This window comes from Siansivirga zeaxanthinifaciens CC-SAMT-1, from assembly GCF_000941055.1.
In the GTDB taxonomy this organism is placed as follows: domain Bacteria; phylum Bacteroidota; class Bacteroidia; order Flavobacteriales; family Flavobacteriaceae; genus Siansivirga; species Siansivirga zeaxanthinifaciens.
Genome location: NZ_CP007202.1, coordinates 2,559,740 through 2,578,731, shown reverse-complemented (window position 1 = coordinate 2,578,731; position 18,992 = coordinate 2,559,740). Strand labels below are relative to the sequence as shown.

The 18,992-nt window shown below is 32.6% G+C and carries 15 protein-coding genes; 4 read left to right on the top strand and 11 right to left on the bottom strand.

Features of this window, described 5'->3' with window-relative positions:
- A complete protein-coding gene (locus AW14_RS11590; RefSeq protein WP_044638958.1) occupies positions 1–1,524 on the top strand; it encodes an alpha-isopropylmalate synthase regulatory domain-containing protein in 1,524 nt (507 codons plus the stop codon).
- 164 nt (positions 1,525–1,688) lie between these two features.
- Positions 1,689–2,747, top strand: coding sequence for a 3-isopropylmalate dehydrogenase (gene leuB, locus AW14_RS11585; RefSeq protein WP_044638957.1), 1,059 nt, complete (start codon positions 1,689–1,691; stop codon positions 2,745–2,747).
- Between the two features lie 71 nt (positions 2,748–2,818).
- On the opposite strand, the gene AW14_RS11580 is transcribed toward leuB, so the two are convergent.
- The 3 genes from AW14_RS11580 to AW14_RS11570 all read right to left on the bottom strand — a co-directional run bounded on the left by AW14_RS11580 (position 2,819) and on the right by AW14_RS11570 (position 5,058).
- Positions 2,819–4,087 (bottom strand): mechanosensitive ion channel family protein, encoded by a 1,269-nt coding sequence (locus AW14_RS11580; RefSeq protein WP_044638956.1) that lies wholly within the window; start codon positions 4,085–4,087, stop codon positions 2,819–2,821.
- Positions 4,080–4,376: a DUF3817 domain-containing protein gene (locus AW14_RS11575; RefSeq protein WP_044638955.1), complete on the bottom strand. Its 297-nt coding sequence runs from the start codon at positions 4,374–4,376 to the stop codon at positions 4,080–4,082. The genes AW14_RS11580 and AW14_RS11575 overlap by 8 nt, the downstream gene beginning before the upstream one ends.
- Positions 4,377–4,440: 64 nt before the next feature.
- Positions 4,441–5,058, bottom strand: coding sequence for a YqaA family protein (locus AW14_RS11570; protein WP_044638954.1), 618 nt, complete (start codon positions 5,056–5,058; stop codon positions 4,441–4,443).
- An 811-nt stretch (positions 5,059–5,869) separates the two neighbouring features.
- Here AW14_RS11570 and AW14_RS11565 point away from each other — a divergent pair.
- Complete coding sequence (locus AW14_RS11565) at positions 5,870–7,021, top strand: agmatine deiminase family protein (RefSeq protein ID WP_044638953.1); 1,152 nt, start codon at positions 5,870–5,872, stop codon at positions 7,019–7,021.
- Between the two features lie 64 nt (positions 7,022–7,085).
- On the opposite strand, the gene AW14_RS11560 is transcribed toward AW14_RS11565, so the two are convergent.
- The 8 genes from AW14_RS11560 to AW14_RS11525 all read right to left on the bottom strand — a co-directional run bounded on the left by AW14_RS11560 (position 7,086) and on the right by AW14_RS11525 (position 17,888).
- Positions 7,086–8,474 (bottom strand): YfcC family protein, encoded by a 1,389-nt coding sequence (locus AW14_RS11560; RefSeq protein WP_044638952.1) that lies wholly within the window; start codon positions 8,472–8,474, stop codon positions 7,086–7,088.
- A 32-nt stretch (positions 8,475–8,506) separates the two neighbouring features.
- Positions 8,507–9,403, bottom strand: coding sequence for a cyanophycinase (locus AW14_RS11555; RefSeq protein WP_245617585.1), 897 nt, complete (start codon positions 9,401–9,403; stop codon positions 8,507–8,509).
- An 8-nt stretch (positions 9,404–9,411) separates the two neighbouring features.
- The gene (locus AW14_RS11550) at positions 9,412–10,362 is read right to left on the bottom strand and encodes an isoaspartyl peptidase/L-asparaginase family protein (protein WP_044638951.1); all 951 of its coding nucleotides are present in this window, start codon (positions 10,360–10,362) and stop codon (positions 9,412–9,414) included.
- 103 nt (positions 10,363–10,465) lie between these two features.
- On the bottom strand, positions 10,466–11,815 hold the full coding sequence (locus tag AW14_RS11545; protein WP_044638950.1) for a RagB/SusD family nutrient uptake outer membrane protein: 1,350 nt from the start codon (positions 11,813–11,815) through the stop codon (positions 10,466–10,468).
- Positions 11,816–11,826: 11 nt separating this feature from the next.
- The gene (locus AW14_RS11540; protein ID WP_084708866.1) at positions 11,827–14,826 is read right to left on the bottom strand and encodes a SusC/RagA family TonB-linked outer membrane protein; all 3,000 of its coding nucleotides are present in this window, start codon (positions 14,824–14,826) and stop codon (positions 11,827–11,829) included.
- A gap of 618 nt (positions 14,827–15,444) precedes the next feature.
- Positions 15,445–16,044, bottom strand: coding sequence for a CDP-alcohol phosphatidyltransferase family protein (locus tag AW14_RS11535; protein WP_044638949.1), 600 nt, complete (start codon positions 16,042–16,044; stop codon positions 15,445–15,447).
- 48 nt (positions 16,045–16,092) lie between these two features.
- Positions 16,093–16,545: a hypothetical protein gene (locus AW14_RS11530; RefSeq protein WP_044638948.1), complete on the bottom strand. Its 453-nt coding sequence runs from the start codon at positions 16,543–16,545 to the stop codon at positions 16,093–16,095.
- Positions 16,546–16,592: 47 nt separating this feature from the next.
- Positions 16,593–17,888 carry a prolipoprotein diacylglyceryl transferase gene (locus AW14_RS11525; RefSeq protein WP_169744661.1) on the bottom strand — a complete coding sequence of 432 codons (1,296 nt, stop codon included), beginning with the start codon at positions 17,886–17,888 and terminating at the stop codon, positions 16,593–16,595.
- Positions 17,889–18,125: 237 nt separating this feature from the next.
- Here AW14_RS11525 and AW14_RS11520 point away from each other — a divergent pair, with 237 nt between their 5' ends.
- Positions 18,126–18,749: a fasciclin domain-containing protein gene (locus AW14_RS11520; RefSeq protein ID WP_052647491.1), complete on the top strand. Its 624-nt coding sequence runs from the start codon at positions 18,126–18,128 to the stop codon at positions 18,747–18,749.
- Positions 18,750–18,992: the final 243 nt, after the last annotated feature.

Sequence of the window (18,992 nt, the reverse complement as noted above, 5' to 3'; positions counted from 1 at the left end):
ATGGAAGCAAAACAAATTGAAATAATGGATACGACACTTCGCGATGGTGAACAAACCTCGGGAGTGTCGTTTTCTGCTTCAGAAAAATTAACTATTGCTAAGCTGCTTTTAGAAGAGTTAAAAGTCGATCGTATTGAAATTGCTTCGGCACGTGTGTCTGAAGGTGAATTTCAAGCCGTTAAAGGCGTAACCAATTGGGCAAAAGCGAATAACTACCTAGATAAGGTAGAAGTTTTAACTTTTGTTGATAAAGGCGTATCGTTAGAATGGATGATTGAAGCAGGAGCTAAGGTGCAAAACCTGTTAACTAAGGGTTCATTAAATCATTTAACTTATCAGCTTAAAAAGACTCCTAGTCAGCATTTTACAGAAATTAAAGAAACGATTTTAAATGCAGAATCTAAAGGCATTGAAACCAATGTGTATTTAGAAGATTGGAGTAACGGGATGCGTAATTCTAAAGATTACGTTTTCGAATTTTTAGCGTTTTTATCGACTCAAAACGTTAAACGTATCATGTTGCCCGATACTTTAGGTATTTTAACACCTTACGAATCGTTTGATTTTGTTAAGCAAATAAAAGACCAGTATCCCCATTTACATTTCGATTTCCATGCGCATAACGATTACGATTTAGGAGTTGCCAATGTTATGGCGGGGCTTAATGCTGGAGCAGATGGTTTGCACCTTACTATTAACGGTATGGGCGAACGCGCTGGAAATGCACCAATGGCCAGTACCATTGCGGTTATTAACGATTTTATGCCACACATAAAAATCGCGGCTAATGAGAAAGTATTATATACCGTTAGTAAACTGGTAGAAAACTTTTCGGGGATTATGATTCCGGCAAACAAACCTGTAATTGGTGCCAATGTATTTACCCAAACGGCTGGTATTCATGCCGATGGCGATAATAAAAAGAATCTGTATTTTAGTGAGTTAATGCCAGAGCGTTTTGGTAGAACTCGTAAATATGCTTTAGGGAAAGCCTCGGGGAAAGCGAATATTCAAAAGAATTTACAAGAACTTGGTTTACAACTTAACGATAACGATTTAAAGAAAGTTACCCAACGTATTATTGAGTTAGGTGATAAGAAAGAAGTTGTAACTAAAGAAGATTTACCATATATCATATCGGATGTTTTAGACAGTTATTCATACCAAGAAAACGTAAAAGTTAATTCGTATGCGCTAACACATGCTAAAGGTTTAAAGCCTTCGACAACCGTATCTATTACCATTAATGGGACTGTTTACGAGCAAAATGCTTCGGGCGACGGACAATTTGATGCTTTTATGAATGCCTTACGTGGGATATATAAAATTAAGAAAAAGGAATTACCAGAATTAATTGATTATGCCGTAAGGATACCTCCTGGAAGTCATTCGGATGCCTTATGCGAAACCATTATTACCTGGAAAAATGCAACTAAAGAATTTAAAACACGTGGTTTAGATTCAGATCAAACGGTATCTGCTATTAAGGCTACCGAAAAAATGTTGAATATTATAACAAATTAAATAGGAACTCTTATTTTTTTAGAGTTAGCCTGTTGCGTTAGGGATAGAAGCGGCATCCTTTTTTTGAGGTACGATAAAAAAGATAGAGCGTATAGCCCGACCCGATAGGGAAACGCCCAAAACAATAAAAAATTTAAATATTAAAGACTAAAATAAATAATAAAATGAAATTTAATATAGCACTTTTAGCAGGGGACGGTATTGGCCCGGAAGTCATTAATGAAGCAGTAAAAGTTAGTGATGCTGTTGCTAAAAAATTTGGACATGAAATAACTTGGAAGCCAGCTTTAACTGGTGCTGCGGCTATTGATGCTGTAGGCGAGCCTTACCCAGATGAAACGCATGAAGTTTGTTTAGCTTCGGATGCTGTTTTATTTGGTGCTATTGGTCACCCGAAATACGATAACGACCCGTCTGCGCCGGTAAGACCAGAGCAAGGTTTACTTAAAATGCGTAAAAAGTTAGGATTATTTGCTAACGTACGTCCTACGTTTACATTTCCGTCGTTATTAGATAAGTCGCCATTAAAAAAAGAGCGTATTGAAGGCACCGATTTAGTGTTTTTACGTGAATTAACTGGTGGTATTTACTTTGGTGAAAAAGGTAGAAGAGATGGCGGTGAGACGGCTTTCGATAACTGCGTTTATACAAGAGAAGAAGTACAGCGTTTGGCTAAAAAGGGGTTTGAATTAGCGATGACACGTTCTAAAAAATTATGTTGTGTTGATAAAGCCAATGTTTTAGAAACCTCGCGTTTATGGAGAGAAACCGTACAGGCTATGGAGAAAGATTATCCAGAAGTAACGGTTTCTTATGAGTTTGTTGATGCCGTGGCTATGCGTTTAGTACAGTGGCCTAATAGTTACGATGTTTTAATTACCGAAAATTTATTTGGTGATATTTTAACCGATGAAGCTTCAGTAATTTCTGGTTCTATGGGATTAATGCCATCGGCGTCTATGGGAGCAGATATCGCATTATTCGAGCCAATTCATGGTTCGTATCCACAAGCAACGGGATTAAATATTGCAAACCCAATGGCAACTATTTTATCGGCTGCAATGATGTTTGAAACCGCTTTTAATTTACCAGAAGAAGGTAAAGCTATTAGAGATGCTGTTAATAAAGCTTTAGCTGAAGGTATGGTTACCGAAGATTTAGCCGATGGCGGTAAAGCTTACGGCACTAAAGAAGTTGGTACTTGGATTGCTGATAATATTTAGTAATTTTTAAAAATAGATTATAAAAAAAGAGTGAACTAATTGTTCACTCTTTTTTTGTTTGTAACCTCTTGTTATGATGGCGAATTGTTAACTAAAATACTTTTAAAACTAGTACCGCTGGGCAATTCAAAAATTTCTAAATCGAAGTAGGGAAGGGCGGCAATGAGATGATCGAAAATATCAGACATGATATACTCGTAATTCTCCCAACGTTTATCGCTGCTAAAGGCATAAATTTCTAAAGGGATACCTTGTGTTGTTGGAGCTAATTGGCGCGCCATAATCATCATATCTTTATTGATGGCCGAATGGTTTTTTAAATAAACATCAATATATTTTCTAAAAACCCCTAAGTTGGTTAGGTTTCTACCGTTAAGTAAAAGATCTTTATTTATGGCATTCGTTTGATTATACGCGGTAATATCGGCTTGACGGTTTTCTAGATAAGTTGTTATGAGTTCGATGTTTTTTAGTTTTTCAACATCGGTTTCGGTTAAATATTTAACGCCTTGTTGTTTAATATACAAAGCACGTTTAATACGTCGACCATCAGAATTTGTCATTCCGCGCCAGTTTTTAAACGAATCGGAAATAAGCGCATAGGTTGGAATGGTAGTAATGGTTTTGTCGAAATTCTGAACCTTCACAGTAGCCAGATTAATTTCGATAACATCACCATCGGCGCCATATTTTTCGAAGGTAATCCAATCGCCAATGCGCACCATATCGTTAATAGACACCTGAATACTAGCAACAAAACCTAAAATAGTATCACGAAACACTAAAATAATAACGGCCGATGCCGCACCAAGTCCGGTAATAAAATTAATAAAGGGAATGCCTGTAATGATAGCAAATGCAGAAAAGACTCCGATTATCCAGGCAAAAATCATAAATACCTGAATGTAACTGTCTATAGGCTTGTCTTTAAAACGTTCGAGTGTTTTAAAATAATCTTTTATGGCATGTAGCAAACTTCTAACAATCCATAATATTAAAACGATGGCAAATACTTTTAGAGCATGTTCCATAAAGTTCTCGAAGCCAGGAAAATCAGTAAAAACCACACCTATAAACTCTAGTACAATAAGTAAGGGAATTATATGAGCAATGTTTCTTGGAACACGATTGGCAACCAACAAATCGTCGAAATTAGTTTTCGATCGCGAAGCAAACTGGGCAAACAACCCAATTAATAATTTCCTGATTACAAAATCTATTATAAAAACAACAACGAATAGGGCGATTAAAAGCGCCAGCATATTTACATACTTAGCAAGTGCTGTCGAGGCACCAACTTCAATTAAGTAATTATATACAAAATGCTGAATATTAAGCATTACGTAAAGGTTTTAAATACTTATTATCAATATAAAAGGTACTAAAAGGGATGATAGCTGCTAATAGAATCGTAGCAAAAGTCTTGTTTTGCCATTTGGTTTCGGCTCTTAACATAAATGCTAAAACAATATATCCTGTAAATAGTAGCCCGTGAGGCATTCCTAATAGTTTTACATATTGCGGTTCATCCAATAAATATTTTACTGGAGTAGCAATAAATAATAACAAAATATAAGATACACCCTCTAAAAAGGCTACAATACGGAAGATATTTAAGAATGAAAACATAGTAATAATTTTAAACACAAAAGTAAGATACCTTGTTTAAACAGGCGCTTACTTTAGAAATATTTTAAAGGGCTTGAAAAATAACAAAACCATAAATTAAAAACCGAAGTAAACGCAAGGAACCATAAAGCATCACGTTTTTAAATGGGAAATTAATAATCCCGGTAGCCATACAAGATATTGAAAAGGGCAGAGGCAATAGGGCACCAACTACAATTAAAAATCCGCCCCATTTGCGAGAATTTTTCAATTGTTTATCCATCTTTTCTTCCAGGTATGTATGGATTTTAGGAATTTTAGTAATTACATAACCTATATAATAAGAAACCAAGCCTCCAGAATATGATAATAAGGCTAAAAGCGCTAAGTATAACCAAGGCGCATGCATTTTAGCTGCCCAGGCAATAAAAATTTCTGGCGGTACTAAGCCTAAAAACGATTCGGAAGCAAAAAAGAATAACATAACACCATAAACCGGTAAGGTTTTAGTAAGTTCAATTAATGCCTCGTTTATATTAAAAAAATGATTAATTACGTATATAGCAGCAACAAGAAGGATTATAAATGGAATGGATTTTTTAACCGCATTCCAAACAAAACTATAAAACCCTGTGTAGCTGTAATATTGGTGCAATAATTGCAACTTGGTTTTTTCAGTTTTAGTATTTGATTTTGGTTTCATAAAATGCCTGCTTCATAATTTTTTTTCGGACTACAAATATAAGGCTTAATAAATGGTTGTTTCCTTAAATTCTTATTTTTAATAAAGATTTATGAATTTAAATACATTACAAATTTGTAAAAGAAACAAAGAATTATTTTTTTATTAGATACATCTTCTTAGTATAGAATGTAGGTTATTTTTATAAATATGTTTTAACTAAGAATATTTTATTGGAGATAAATATTGAAGGGTAATTTAATATTCTATTTTACATAATATTAATTATAGTACAAATGTTTATTGTAGCAAATTAGCGAATGCTTGCATTTTACATAATTGCAGATATAATAACACGTATGTGTTTTATATCGATAGTAATTATGTAAAAGCTAATTTGCGGTAATCTAATTCTCTGCACCATTCGTTGCTATAATGTTATATTATTTCAAATAGCCCATTGTGTAATTGATTCTAAAAAAATTACAACTGGGGTCATTAATCATACGTTATTAAATAATTCTCATAAATTTAAAATTCAGTACAATTGTTCAGGATTTTTAAAATAAGTGATTCTCAAGAAACTTCTCGTTAAACATTATATCCTATAATTTACACCTGGCATAGTTTTCATAGCGTCGAGAACAGAACCACCAGATTGCGCCACGTTATCTACTAAACTAAAGGTTTTTTTATCGAGTACTGAATTTTTGTCTCGAATTTAAACAATTTTAATGTATTCAAATAAGCTATAAATTAACATTTGTTAGTGTTTTTACAAATGAAATTTGTAGTACATTAGATTATTGTTACCAACAATATACAACCCCAAATGAAAACAAAAATTATTGTACTTGTTTCCATGGTAATAACCGCAAGTTTTACTTGGTATTTTTTAAATTATAATGAGGATTATCAACCTTCTACCGATTTTGATGAAACCGAATCCCATTTAGTGGTTTGGTCTCCATCCCATGCTAACACCTATGTTAATTTCGTTAAGAATTTGGCCGAAGACGATCATGTTACTCTATTTGTACCTAAAAAAACCATAGTAGATAGTTTATTTAAACAACTTAAGTTGTTTGGAGTTAATATGGATAATGTACAACTAGTAAAGGTAAACAATACGAATATATGGGTTCGTGATTTTGGCCCTACATTTTTAATGAATAAAAGTGGAGAAACCAAAATTTTAAGTTTTAAGTATAACGATTATGAGGAAAACACATTTCCTTATGAATATCAATCATTTGTAAAACAGCGGCTTAGGGCCTCTAAAATTGTTGGTATTGGTGGTGCAAGAGAACTAAATGGTAAAGGTTTAGCTATTTTGGTTGAAAAACATGAAGCATACAACAATCCAAAATTAACCAAAGAAGACATTGCTCAAGAGTTAAAAGAAAAATTGGGCGTAAAAAAAATTATATGGTTAAAAAGCGGACTCCCACAAGATGAATTACTAGCAGAAACACCAATATTTGGAAATATTTACACCAATGGTGCAGGTAACCATATAGATGCTTTTTGCAGATTTATTTCGCCTAATACGGTGCTATTAGCCAAGGTAAATACCAATGAAATAAATACAAACCCAATAGTAAAAATAGCTCATGAGCGATTGGAAGAAAACTATCATATTCTTAAAAATGCTACAGACCAAGATGGAAATCCTTTAAACATTATTAGAGTGTCTATGGCTCCATTACTTATTGAAAACGAATTAAATTTTAATGAAATAAGAACATTTATAAGGTCTACCAGTTACTTAAATTTTATTATTACCAAAAATAAAGTTATCGTTCCTAGCTATGCGCAATACCTAAAGAGTGATGATGCCATTTCTAAAGACGCCGAAGTAGCCACTATATTTAAAAGTATTTTTCCTGAAAAGAAAATTATAATGCTTGATTGTGTAGAACTTAATAGAGATGGTGGTGGTTTCCATTGTATATCAATTAATAAACCTAAGAAAGATAAATAAACAGCATAACTGTTTTGGGATTTATTTAAGTTACATATTCATTTAAGCCGATTTTATATAAATATTACCATTCAAATAAGAATAATGGTAATATTAACAACAATACAGCTATAAAACTTAAAATAATTACCGTTGGACATATCCATTTAAACCATACATTGTATGGAATTTTAGCAATTGATAAAGTTCCCATAGTAACGCCACTAGTTGGAACTATCATATTACTTAGTCCATCTCCAAATTGAAATGCAAGTACAGCTAACTGCCTACTAATGCCCAATAAATCGCTTAGAGGAGCCATAATAGGCATAGTTAAAGCAGCTTGACCTGAGCCTGAAGGAATAAAAAAGTTTAAGCAACTTTGAAATAAAAACATAAGACTAACTGAAATAAATTGAGGTGTGTCTCCTGCCATTACAGCTACGGAATTTAATATGGTATCTATAATTTTTCCATCTTCTGCTATTACTAACAAACCCTTAGCTAAACCAATAATTAAAGCAGCAGACATCATTTCTTTAGCTCCCTCAATAAATGCTTGTATCGCTTTTGATACCGGCATTTTATAAATAAGAGCGCTAATAATGCCAAGCCCAATAAATAATCCAGCAATTTCGTTGATATACCATTGATATACATTTACCCCATAAATGAGAATAATTAATGCCAGGAATAATGCAACTAAAATAAGTTTACGTGATTTATTGAATTCGGGAATATCGTTTTTATTGAATTTTTCTAAGGTGTTAATTTCCAGATCATACATGAAACTTTTTGTAGGGTCTTTATCAATTTTTCGGGCATATCTTGTTATTAAAATGCATGCGATAAGTGTTAGTATAAACCATACTACTAAACGATATTCTATGCCACTAAAAATTGGTATTTGAGCTATTCCCTGAGCAATACCAATAGTAAACGGATTTGTAAATGCACCAGCAAAACCAACGCCAGTGCCTACTATAGGAATGGCTGCGCCAATAATTGCATCGTAGCCCATGGCTTGAGATAAAGGAATAGTAATTAAGATGAATACTAAAATTTCCTCACTCATACCAAATGTAGCTCCAGCTAAAGAAAAAAGCGCAACAATACTAGGTATAATAAAGATTTTGTACTGAGGTCGATTTTTACTAATTGTAATTACTTTAAATAGTCCGGCATTAATAGCGCCTGTTTTTGTAAGTATTGAAAAAGCACCTCCAACCAAAAAAACAAAAGCAATAACAAAAGAAGCAGATACAAAACCTTTTATTGGAAATGTAAGAAACGCCCATATGCCTTGAGGTTGCGCTGGAATATGTTTATAACTGTTAGCTACTATGACTTCTCTGCCGTTAACAAGTTCTTTGTTGAATGCTCCGGCAGGAATGAGCCAAGTTAAAATAATAAATAGAATTCCGATTCCTAATATAATACTAATGGTGTCTGGAAATTTTTTAAATAATTTCATAACTTTTATTTCAAATATTTTTAATTACATTTTTAAAATGTAAATCTGCTTCCAGGTAATTTTACACTTAATTCTAATTGATCTGCACCTAGTAATCCTTCTTTAATTTTAAGATTCTTTTTGGGATTTTTAATGACAATTACTTGAGATAAGCCAGTAACTTTAATACTGTCGCCCTCAATAATAATGGCTGTAGATTCATCTATTCCAATAGCGGTTTCGTTAGGATGTTCTATAGCTATACTCACTAAGCGATTCATACGCATGCGTTTTACGAAATGTTGATCGATAATAGCATGTTTTATAAATCCCATGCCTTGTGAAATTTCTATATTATTGGCTTCAATAGTTCTAAAATCCCCGGTGTATTCTTTATGTTTATATTCATTTCCGGTAATCATTTTTTCACTCATTATTGCAGCCCCGGCACTAGTTCCTGCTATAGTAGTACCATTTTGATAAGCCTCATGTAAAGCATCATATATAGGTGTGTTTAAAACAACATCCATAAATTTTACCTGATCGCCTCCTGAAATATAGATAATTTTAGCTTGTTTTAAAGAATCTAACCAGACTTTATTTTCTTTGTTTTTTTCAAAATTAAAACCTTTAATTTTTTTTGAATCGATACCCAACTCTTCAAATTGTTTTGAAGCATAATAAATGGTAGAATCTGGTTCTTGACTTGCCATAGGCAGGATAACCAGATATGCCTCATTATTAAAATTACTTGTTGTTAGTAGTTCTTTAATCATTTCTTTGGGACGCTTCCCTCCTCCTATGATAAAAAGTTTTCCTTTAGGTTTATTAACAATTTTTAAAGCTTCAATAGATTGTTGGTTTGCAGTTGAGTTTGATGCTTTCTCTTTACAAGAAAACATGATCGTAAAAATGAATAGAATGTTTGCGATGTTAATTAATTTCATCATGATTTAATTTAGTTTTCTGCTTCATCCCAAATAAATACTCCTCTTTTGTTAGAACCTTCATTTACAAAGGCTCTGTACATGCCTTGTGAATTGTATGGCATTGTTATGTTTCCTTGTGCATCGATGGCAACAAGACCACCATCGCCTCCAAGTTTTGCTTGATGCTCATGGATGGCTTGATGCGCTGCAGCCTCCAACGATAAGCCACCATATTCCATTAAGTGGGAAACTGTTGATGCTACAGTAGCTCTCATAAAAAATTCTCCAATGCCAGTACAAGATACTGCGCATGTTTTATTTTTTGCATATGTACCACACCCAATTATTGCCGAATCTCCTATACGACCATCTAATTTATTTGTCATACCCCCAGTAGAAGTAGCTGCGGCTAAATTGCCGTGCGTATCTAAAGCCACAGCACCTACAGTACCCATTTTTAGATTAGTGTGATCTAAAAAAGTAGTGTTATCTGAAAGGCTTTGGGCAAATTCCCATTGTTCTTTCCTAAAACTGGTGTCAAAATAATTATTATCTACCAAGGGATGACCTAGTTCACCCGCAAGCGCATCTACCGAATCTCCAGAAATAAATACAACATCATCTCTGTTTAGTAATGTTTTAGCAAAAAGAACAGGGTTTTTAATTCGCTTTGAATTTGCTAAAGCACCAGCTTTTAGTGTTGCACCATCCATTACAGAGGCTTCCAGTAAATGTTCTCCGTTGCGGTTGTAAACAGCGCCTTTTCCTGCATTAAAATGCATACTGTTTTCTAAAACTTCAACTGCTGCACATACGGCATCTGTAGCAGAACCACCTTTGTTTAATATATTTTCTCCTGCTGCTATACTAGCTTTTAAGTCGGCTATTATTAAATTTTTATCTGTAGTAGATAATTTATTTTTAATAATAACACCTGCTCCACCATGAATGCAGAGGGAATATTTTGTTTTTTTTGACATTTATTTTTTTAATAAGTTTTTATAGAAAATGTAATTCTAACTTGAAGCCAAATCAATAAAGTTAAGGGACTTCAAGTTAGAATTACTCTCAATGTATTCAATGTTAATATTCAGGGTTTTGTACGATAACTCCTTTTGAAATATTTACCTCTCTTTGGGGTATAGGATATACTGTTCGGTATGCCGGAATTCCTAATAGGCTCTCTGCCCTACCCAATCTTACAATATCAAACCAACGATGGCCTTCAAAAGCTAATTCTCTGGCGCGTTCTTCTAACAATGCATCAACAAAAGCATCAAAATCTGGAATATTAGCTTCAAGTATTGGCATGGTTGGCAGTGAGCGTGTTCTAACTTCATTTAAATCCTCTAAAGCTGTTTTTAAATTGGTTGGTGTTTGTCGTGCTCTTGCCTCTGCTCGTATTAAATACATTTCAGAAAGCTTTAAAATAATGGCATTTCCTTCAACATCATTATCACTTACACCATATTTGTCAACATAAATAATACTTCCAGTGTCGTAAAACTTGTAACTTCTCGGGTCATCATCAGCATCCATGTCTTTAAAGAAATTATCGTAATTGGCAGAGACTTCTGGAGGTGATGTTGATAACAATGCAGTTAAGCCATTACCTCTTACGCCTTGAAATTGCAATTCAAAAATAGATTCATCAGAACCTTCAACATTATAAATATCATTAAAAAAGTTATTTAAAACATAATCACCGTTTTCTATGACATCTGTAGCTAATTGCTCTGCGAGAGCATATTCACCTTGATAAAGATAAACTCTGGCTAATAAAGCTTCTGCTGTTGCGCGAGATACAAAATATCTATCGTCATCGTAATCTAATAATGCGATGGCATCATTTAAATCTTTAACAATTCTAGAGAAAGAATCTGCTACAGACGATCTTGCTATTAAAACAGATGTTTCAGTATTTAGAAACATAGTTGATATTGGAATACCATAATTAGAGCTTTTATTAGTAAACTCACCAAATTGTCTTAAAGCATCAAAATGACCAAGCGCTCTAAAAAATAAAGCTGTTCCCTCAGAGTTGGGGTCGTCAATACCTAATTCTATTATCTTATCTAAAATTAAATTACTTGAATTAACAAGCGCATAAACATCTACCCAATTACTTTCTATATAGGTGTTCGATGTAGGAATGATAGCATTTGCCAATTGAGAAAAACGTTCTTGGAAAGCGGTTGCATCGGCTATTCCGCCTGTTAGAGCATGAGCAACAACAAATTCGCCTCCATAATAAGTACTACTTTGCATTTCGCTATACAAACCAATAACTGCCGAGCGCAGTGATACTTCATCTGTGATGGCTTCTGTACTTTTAATTTCGTCATCTAATTCGATGTCTAACACATTGTCACATCCGGTTAATAAATTTAAAGACAATGTTAGTGTAAGTATATAAATATATGTTCTTTTCATAATATTAAATATTAAAATGTTGTAGTAAATCCTATGGATATAGTGCGAGCTTGTCCTAATGTACCAAAATCTTCACCTTGCAAAATATTTAAATCTTCTTGACTTGAGGTATTTGTAGATGCTTCTGGATCGAAACCTAAATAATCTGTAATGGTAAATAAATTTTGTCCTTGTATATATACCGACAAGTTATTTAGTCCTATGGTTTTTAATTTATCGGCATTAAACGTATATGCCAAACGAAGTGTTTTAAGCCTTACATAATCACCATTTTCTAAAAATTGTGTACTAAATCGCTGCAATTGTCCACTTTCTGTTGAAGGTCTTGGAACATCTGTAATTTGACCAGGTGTTCTCCAATAATTATCATAAACACGTTGGCTAATATTACCATATGGTATGCCGCTTCTGGTAAACCCAAAGTTTTCAAATGCATGACGACTCTGGTTAAAAATTTTATTTCCACCAGAAAATTGAAAATTAGCGGTTAATGAAAAGTTTTTATATGTAAAACTATTTAGCCAGCCACCAAAATAATCTGGTAAGGCACTTCCAACAACTTGTCTATCGTCAAAATCAATAATACCATCGTTATTTAAATCTTCAAACAACGCATCGCCCGTTTGTGGATCTACACCCAACGATTTTATTAAAAATAAGGTGCTTACAGATTCTCCTTCCAGTAAAATATGATTACGTCCAATATTTTCTCCATTATTTAATAACTTATTAATTTTATTATCCAAAAAGGAAATGTTGAAACTAGAATTCCATTTAAAATTGTCATTATCAATAATAGCAGCATTCAAATTAAATTCCAATCCGCTGTTTTCTATTTCTCCAACATTTTGAAATACAGAACTAAAACCTGTAAGTCCTGGTACATCTGCACTTAATAGTAGATCTTCTGTTTCTTTTTTAAAGTAATCTGCAGTTAAGCTGATACGATTGTTAAATAAACCTAAATCTAGACCTAAGTTAAATTGTTTTGTTTTTTCCCAACCTAAGTTTTCGTTTTCTAAACGGTTTGGAGCAATTCCTGGAACACCATTGTAAGAGGCATTTAAAGAATAGGTGCCAACCCAATTGGATGAAATTTCTTGATTTCCAGTAATACCATAACTGGTTCTTAACTTGAAATTTGAAATTTGATCTACATTAAAGAATGACTCTTTATCAATTCTCCATGCCAGAGATCCTGATGGAAAATAACCATATTGATTATTATCTCCAAAGCGAGACGATCCGTCTGCTCTTAATGTAAATGAAGCTATATAACGATTATCGAAAGTGTAATTCATACGACCGAAAAATGACTGAAGTCCAAATTGATTTTTTCCAGTTGTACTCGAAATAATTGTACTGGCAGCACTAATACTTGAAGAATTATTGGTAGCAAATCCTATACCCTCTTGGTCTGAAGATTGTGATTTTGTTTCCTGTAAAGTCCAACCACCAGTTAAACCTAAACTATGTTTTTCTTTAAATGTTTTTAAATAATTTAAAGTGTTTTCTAATTGCCAAGTAGTTTCTTCATAGGTTGCAAAAATAGCTTCGCCTTCATCAGATTTATTAGTGCCTACTGGAACAAAAGACGTTTCAACAAAATTTGAATATTCTAAAGAGTAAGCCGATCTAAATGTTAAATTAGGTATTATTTTGTACTCTAAATATGCAGAAGATTGTAAACGCGTGCTTTGTGATTCGTTTTTGTATTCGTTGGCAATAAGTACAGGGTTTTCTAATGGCCACCAGGTATTATAACTAAAGGGATTTACATAACTACCATCTTCATTATAAATGGGAGCTGTAGGATCCCAACCTTGGGCATTGATTACTACTCCATATTCGTCATTTTCATTAATAGTTCTTTGATGATTACTTCTATTTACAAAAATAGTAGACCCTATTTTAAACTTCTCATCTATGGTGTGATCAAGATTTAATCTACCACTAAGTCTTTTAAATCCTTGTCCAATTTGAATACCTTCTTGGTCGTAATAATTTCCACTTAAATAGAATTTTGTTTTTTCCGAACCTCCTCTAGCACTAATATCTAGGTTTTTGGTAACACCTGTTCTAAGAATTTCATCATAGATATTGGTATTAACTCCGTTTGAAGTATCAATCCAATCAAAATAATCGGCTCCTAAACCATCAAATGCTGCTGCTGTATTAAAAAATTCTTTAAACGTCTCACTATTAGCCATTTTTGGTGTACTTGTAATTTCAGAAAAACCCGTATAAAATCCAACATCTACAGTAGTTTTACCTGTTTCTCCTCGCTTTGTAGTAATTAATATTACCCCATTAGCACCTCTTGAACCATAAATGGAAGCTGCTGCTGCGTCCTTTAAAATGGTAATGGACTCAATATCATTTGGATTAATATCTGCTAATGGGTTTGTAGGTTGAATGTTTGCATTTAAAGCAGAATTATTTCTCGATACGATAGGTACACCATCGACTATAAACAAAGGCTGGCTACTAGCCGATATGGAAGAAACCCCACGAATATTAATGTTAACGGCACTTCCAGGTGTTCCAGATGCAGATGAAATATTAACACCAGGTGTCTGCCCTTGTAGAGCATTTTCAAAACTTGATGCGGGTATTTTGGCTATATCTTCAGTTTTAATAGTTTGTAAGCTACCACTAATATCTTTCTTAGTTTGTGTTCCATAGCCAACAACAACAACCTCATCTAAAGATTCACCAGCTTTTAAAACAATTTTATAATTTGTCTCGTTGGTTACATTTAAAGTGTAGGTTTCATAACCAACATATGAAATTTTCAAAGTTTTACTCGAATTAGGTATCTCTATGGTAAAACGACCATCAAAATCGGTTATACTTCCTTTTTTACTTAAAGGGTCTATAACGCTAGCTCCCATTAAAGGTTCTTCTGTATCAAGTGCTAAAACAGTTCCTGTAATAACTTTTTGGGCGAAACCATGAGTGCCCAGAATAAAAAACATGAAGAAAATGAATAAATGATATGTTAACTTCATAAATAATTTTTTTTGAGTTAGTTAAATAATTTAAAATAAAAAGCATATTATGGTAAAAGGATTTTTACCATGAAACAGTTCGATTGAAAATTATATTTTCAACAATTGAAGATAGGTTGAAGACCTCTTAATGTTAGAGATTTACAATTAAAGATAGAATAATACAAACTCTTAAAACACATAGTTCTAAAGTTAAAAAATAGAATAATAAAGGTTTATGGTATAGAAAGGTAATAATGAATAAAGATTCTCAATTGTTAAATATAGGCTGTAAACCTCTTAGGGTAAGTGGTTTACAATCTGCAATAGAAGTATTTAAAATTAAAAACAATTGACCTTATTTTAAAGATTAGATATGTAAATATATAAAAAAAATAATATAATTGTGAAAAATGTCAATTATTTTTATAAAAAAACCGATTTAGATGTTTTTTATTCTGCATAATAAGATATTTACTAACAATTCATCAAAGCAAGATTTAATTTTCTTAAAAATAATTAATATAAACAGGCATTACAATAACCTCATATACTTTTACCAAATAAAATGTAATTTGCAAAATTATGTTTTTAAAAGATTAATGAATAACTCATTTATAACATAAACTAAATCAATTCTCAACCATTCAAATAAGTATTCCTTTTAAACTTGATGCCTTTTCTTATTAAATACGCATGGTATGTACTAGGAATATCGTGAGTCCATTTTGGCAGTATAAGTGTTATTAATATTCTATCGATATGTGAAATAAGCCCCATAACAATAGCAACATTAAAAGGGATTCCTGCATGGTTAAAACCTATTAAAGAGGTAAAAGCTACAAGTAACGAGATACCCCAAAGTTTAGATAGAAAGGCGTGCGTGCAGGTTTCTTTTTTAAATTTTAATAAGCTTATTACATAACATGCGAGTTCCATGGCGAGTATGGTCCAGATAAACACAGAATTTCTTGCTATAAGTTCAGGATATAAAAACCAGGTAGCAAAACCAATTGATAACCAAAAAATCATATCAGTTTGACTGTCCATACGTCTTAATTGTTCTGAAGATATATTTTGTTTTCTTGCAATAATACCGTCTAATATGTCTGAAATAAGACCCAAATACATCAAAATAACAATTAACATTTTAGCATTTTCTCCAATAAAATAAGCTAATATTAAAATTGTAGGAGCCAATAATAACCGGAATAATATGAGTGTTTTAGGTATATTCATATGTAAAAATTAATTTAACAGTAAACTAGCTAATATTTAATAATAAAACTAATTCGATTTATACCCAAAACGATAGTTTAGTGATAAAATAAGTTTTCCAGACGAGTTGTCTTTTTGAAACTGAAATTTATCTTCTTTTAACACATACATCATATTAATGCCCAAATTTTTGGCAATTAAAGCCTCGGCTGCAATGTAATTAGTTTCCAAATTCCATATCCTTCCCAATCTAAGGCTATAGTTATCACTCAATCCAAAACCACTTCCTATACTTGATCTTGAATATAGTGTAGGATAAGCAGAAGGCATTATAAAACCATAATTGTAATCAATATCAATGTATTTTTTTTGTCCTAACCTAAAATGAAACTCAGGTAAAAATATATATTTTTTTTGAGCATCTTCAATAGTCGTAATATCTAAAGTTAGGTCTTTATTAACAAGTAAGTTACCTAATTGAAAACCTGTTCCAATACCAACCCATTTGCTATCCCATTTCATGTAAGGATTTAAAGCAAATGTAAAATCAGATTCTGTATTATTTGTTGTTAAACTGGTGCTTTTAACAGTACCTCCCGAGACATTAATTCCAAAAGTTTTGGTATTATTATCTTTAACATAAACTTGGGAATACCCTGCCCTGCTAATTGATATACCTGTTTAAAATACTCATAGGAATAATTCGTACCTGTACCACATGCGTTTTCTGCTTCCTGTGGATTATATTTAAATTCATTGGCAAACGATCCAAACGAAGCACCTAAATCGATACGATTGTATTGTTTAATTTTAGGAGTTTGATCGGGAATTGTTTGTGCCAAAACATAAAAAGGAGTTAGCAGTAATATACTAACAAGGCTTCGATGCTTGTGTAATCTGCTCTCGGTAAACACAAAATAAAAAGTTAGAATAATAGCCGGAATAAATAATATCCAGATTACCAGAAGTTCATAAGGCATTAATAAATTATTTAAAGCGTAAACAAGAACAGATAGTATAGTGATATATGTAAATTCGGCGTGAATAATTGGTGAGTTTTGATCCCCCTTTACTATATCTGTTTTTAATACTTTTTCGTAATACCATAATGCTAATAGCAGAAGCATAGCAACGCCTAACATAACCCATTGATAAGACCAAACACCCCAATAAAACTGAGTACTGAATGATGATAAATTATGGTCTCTAAAAAATTCAACACCAAAACGAATAATAAAGAATAAAAACAAGGCAAATATTATAGCACTGAAATTCTTTTTCCACAATTTTCGTGTTTTCCACACAATGTAGCCCAAAACAATCATGCTAAGACAATCATATAATTGAACCGGGTGAAGTGATAACGAAAGCAGAGCATCCTTTTCTATAGACCCTAAAAACCATTCATTGTAATGCGCATGTGTTCCTGGAGCATATTGAATTCCCCAAAAGCCATTAAAAGGCAAACCATAACAACAACCATTAAATAAACAACCCAATTTGGTAATACCTATAGCAATGGGCGCAGACCATGCAAATAGCTCTAACATAGGGCGTTTAAACCTAAAAATACGTTGCGATATATAGAGTGCCAACAAACCAAATATCAACCCGCCAACAGACGACCTGTTGTTATAGTTCTCAAAACTCGAGTTTAAGGCCGTAAACCAGTCTTCTATAGAGATTGTAAAGAGTCTGGAACCTACAACAGTAAAAAGCGTTATAGTTGTAAGCATTAATAATACCGACCGTAAATGATAACCACGCTTTATACTAGCAATGATTATTACTGAATATAAAAAAACAAAAGCTAATAGATAAAAAAACTGATAAAGGGCTTCGGGATTGTTTAAGTAAATGGTCATAATTTTGAGTATTAAATTAAACATATATTAAACTTAGTATTTGTCCACCAAGGCAAAGTCCTATTTAATCCTTTAAAGATAATTTCGGACATTTAAATTCGTTTATAAAAAGGATTTTTACGTTTTTTAAACGTTCTCAAACTCATTAATAAATATTTTGTTTAATTTTTTGTTAAAAAGATTAAACAAACATAAGTTTATGATTATCTTTACAATATAACTAAAAACATATAAGATATGAAACGATTGAACACTAAAATCCCCCAAATCATTTGTTTTTTAACCTTAGTTTTATTTATTACCTCTTGTAGCAACGAAGGTATGTCGCCTATAGAAGATTATGGTGATGCGTCTATTTACGAGCTTATTAGTGAATCATCTGGAAGTAGCACAGCAAAAGGAGCTCCTAAAAAGGGTTCCGATCCTATTGCTGCTATTGCAATAAATGCTCAATTTAATGAACTTGTAAAAGCTCTTGAATATGTTGATGAAGAATTAGATGCCGGTTTAGTAAATCTTTTCCTAAATGGTACAGACCAATTTACTGTATTTGCTCCAACCGATATGGCTTTCATGAATTTATATGAAGCTTTAAAAATTTCTAGTATTATAGACTTAGATGCTAGCTTAGTATTAAGTGTACTTCAGTATCACGTAACTACCGGTCGTAGAGCGTCTAACAGCGTAGTGCCTAAAAATGGCATGCGTACCATTGAAACGTTATTAGGTGCTACTTTTGATGTTTACCCCGATTTATCTATCATGGCCGTTGGAAACTCAGCAAATATTGAAACAGCCGATATTTCTGCCTCTAATGGTATCATTCATATAATTGATACCGTGATTCTCCCTATTGAATAATTTAGTTAATACAAACTTTAATCTAAAAGCTACCAGTTAAAAATTGGTAGCTTTTTTATTTTTTTTAGAAGCAGAAAGTTTTTCTATTTTTAGATTACTAAAACGTGGATTTAAAACTATTAAAAACTCTCAGTTAGATGCTGTGTATTTGCCCCGTAAATGCGTCGTATATGAAGGCACTTTAATGTATTAAATTAACACTTTTTATTCGCTGAAAATTGGGTTTGTTTACATTGTTTTTGA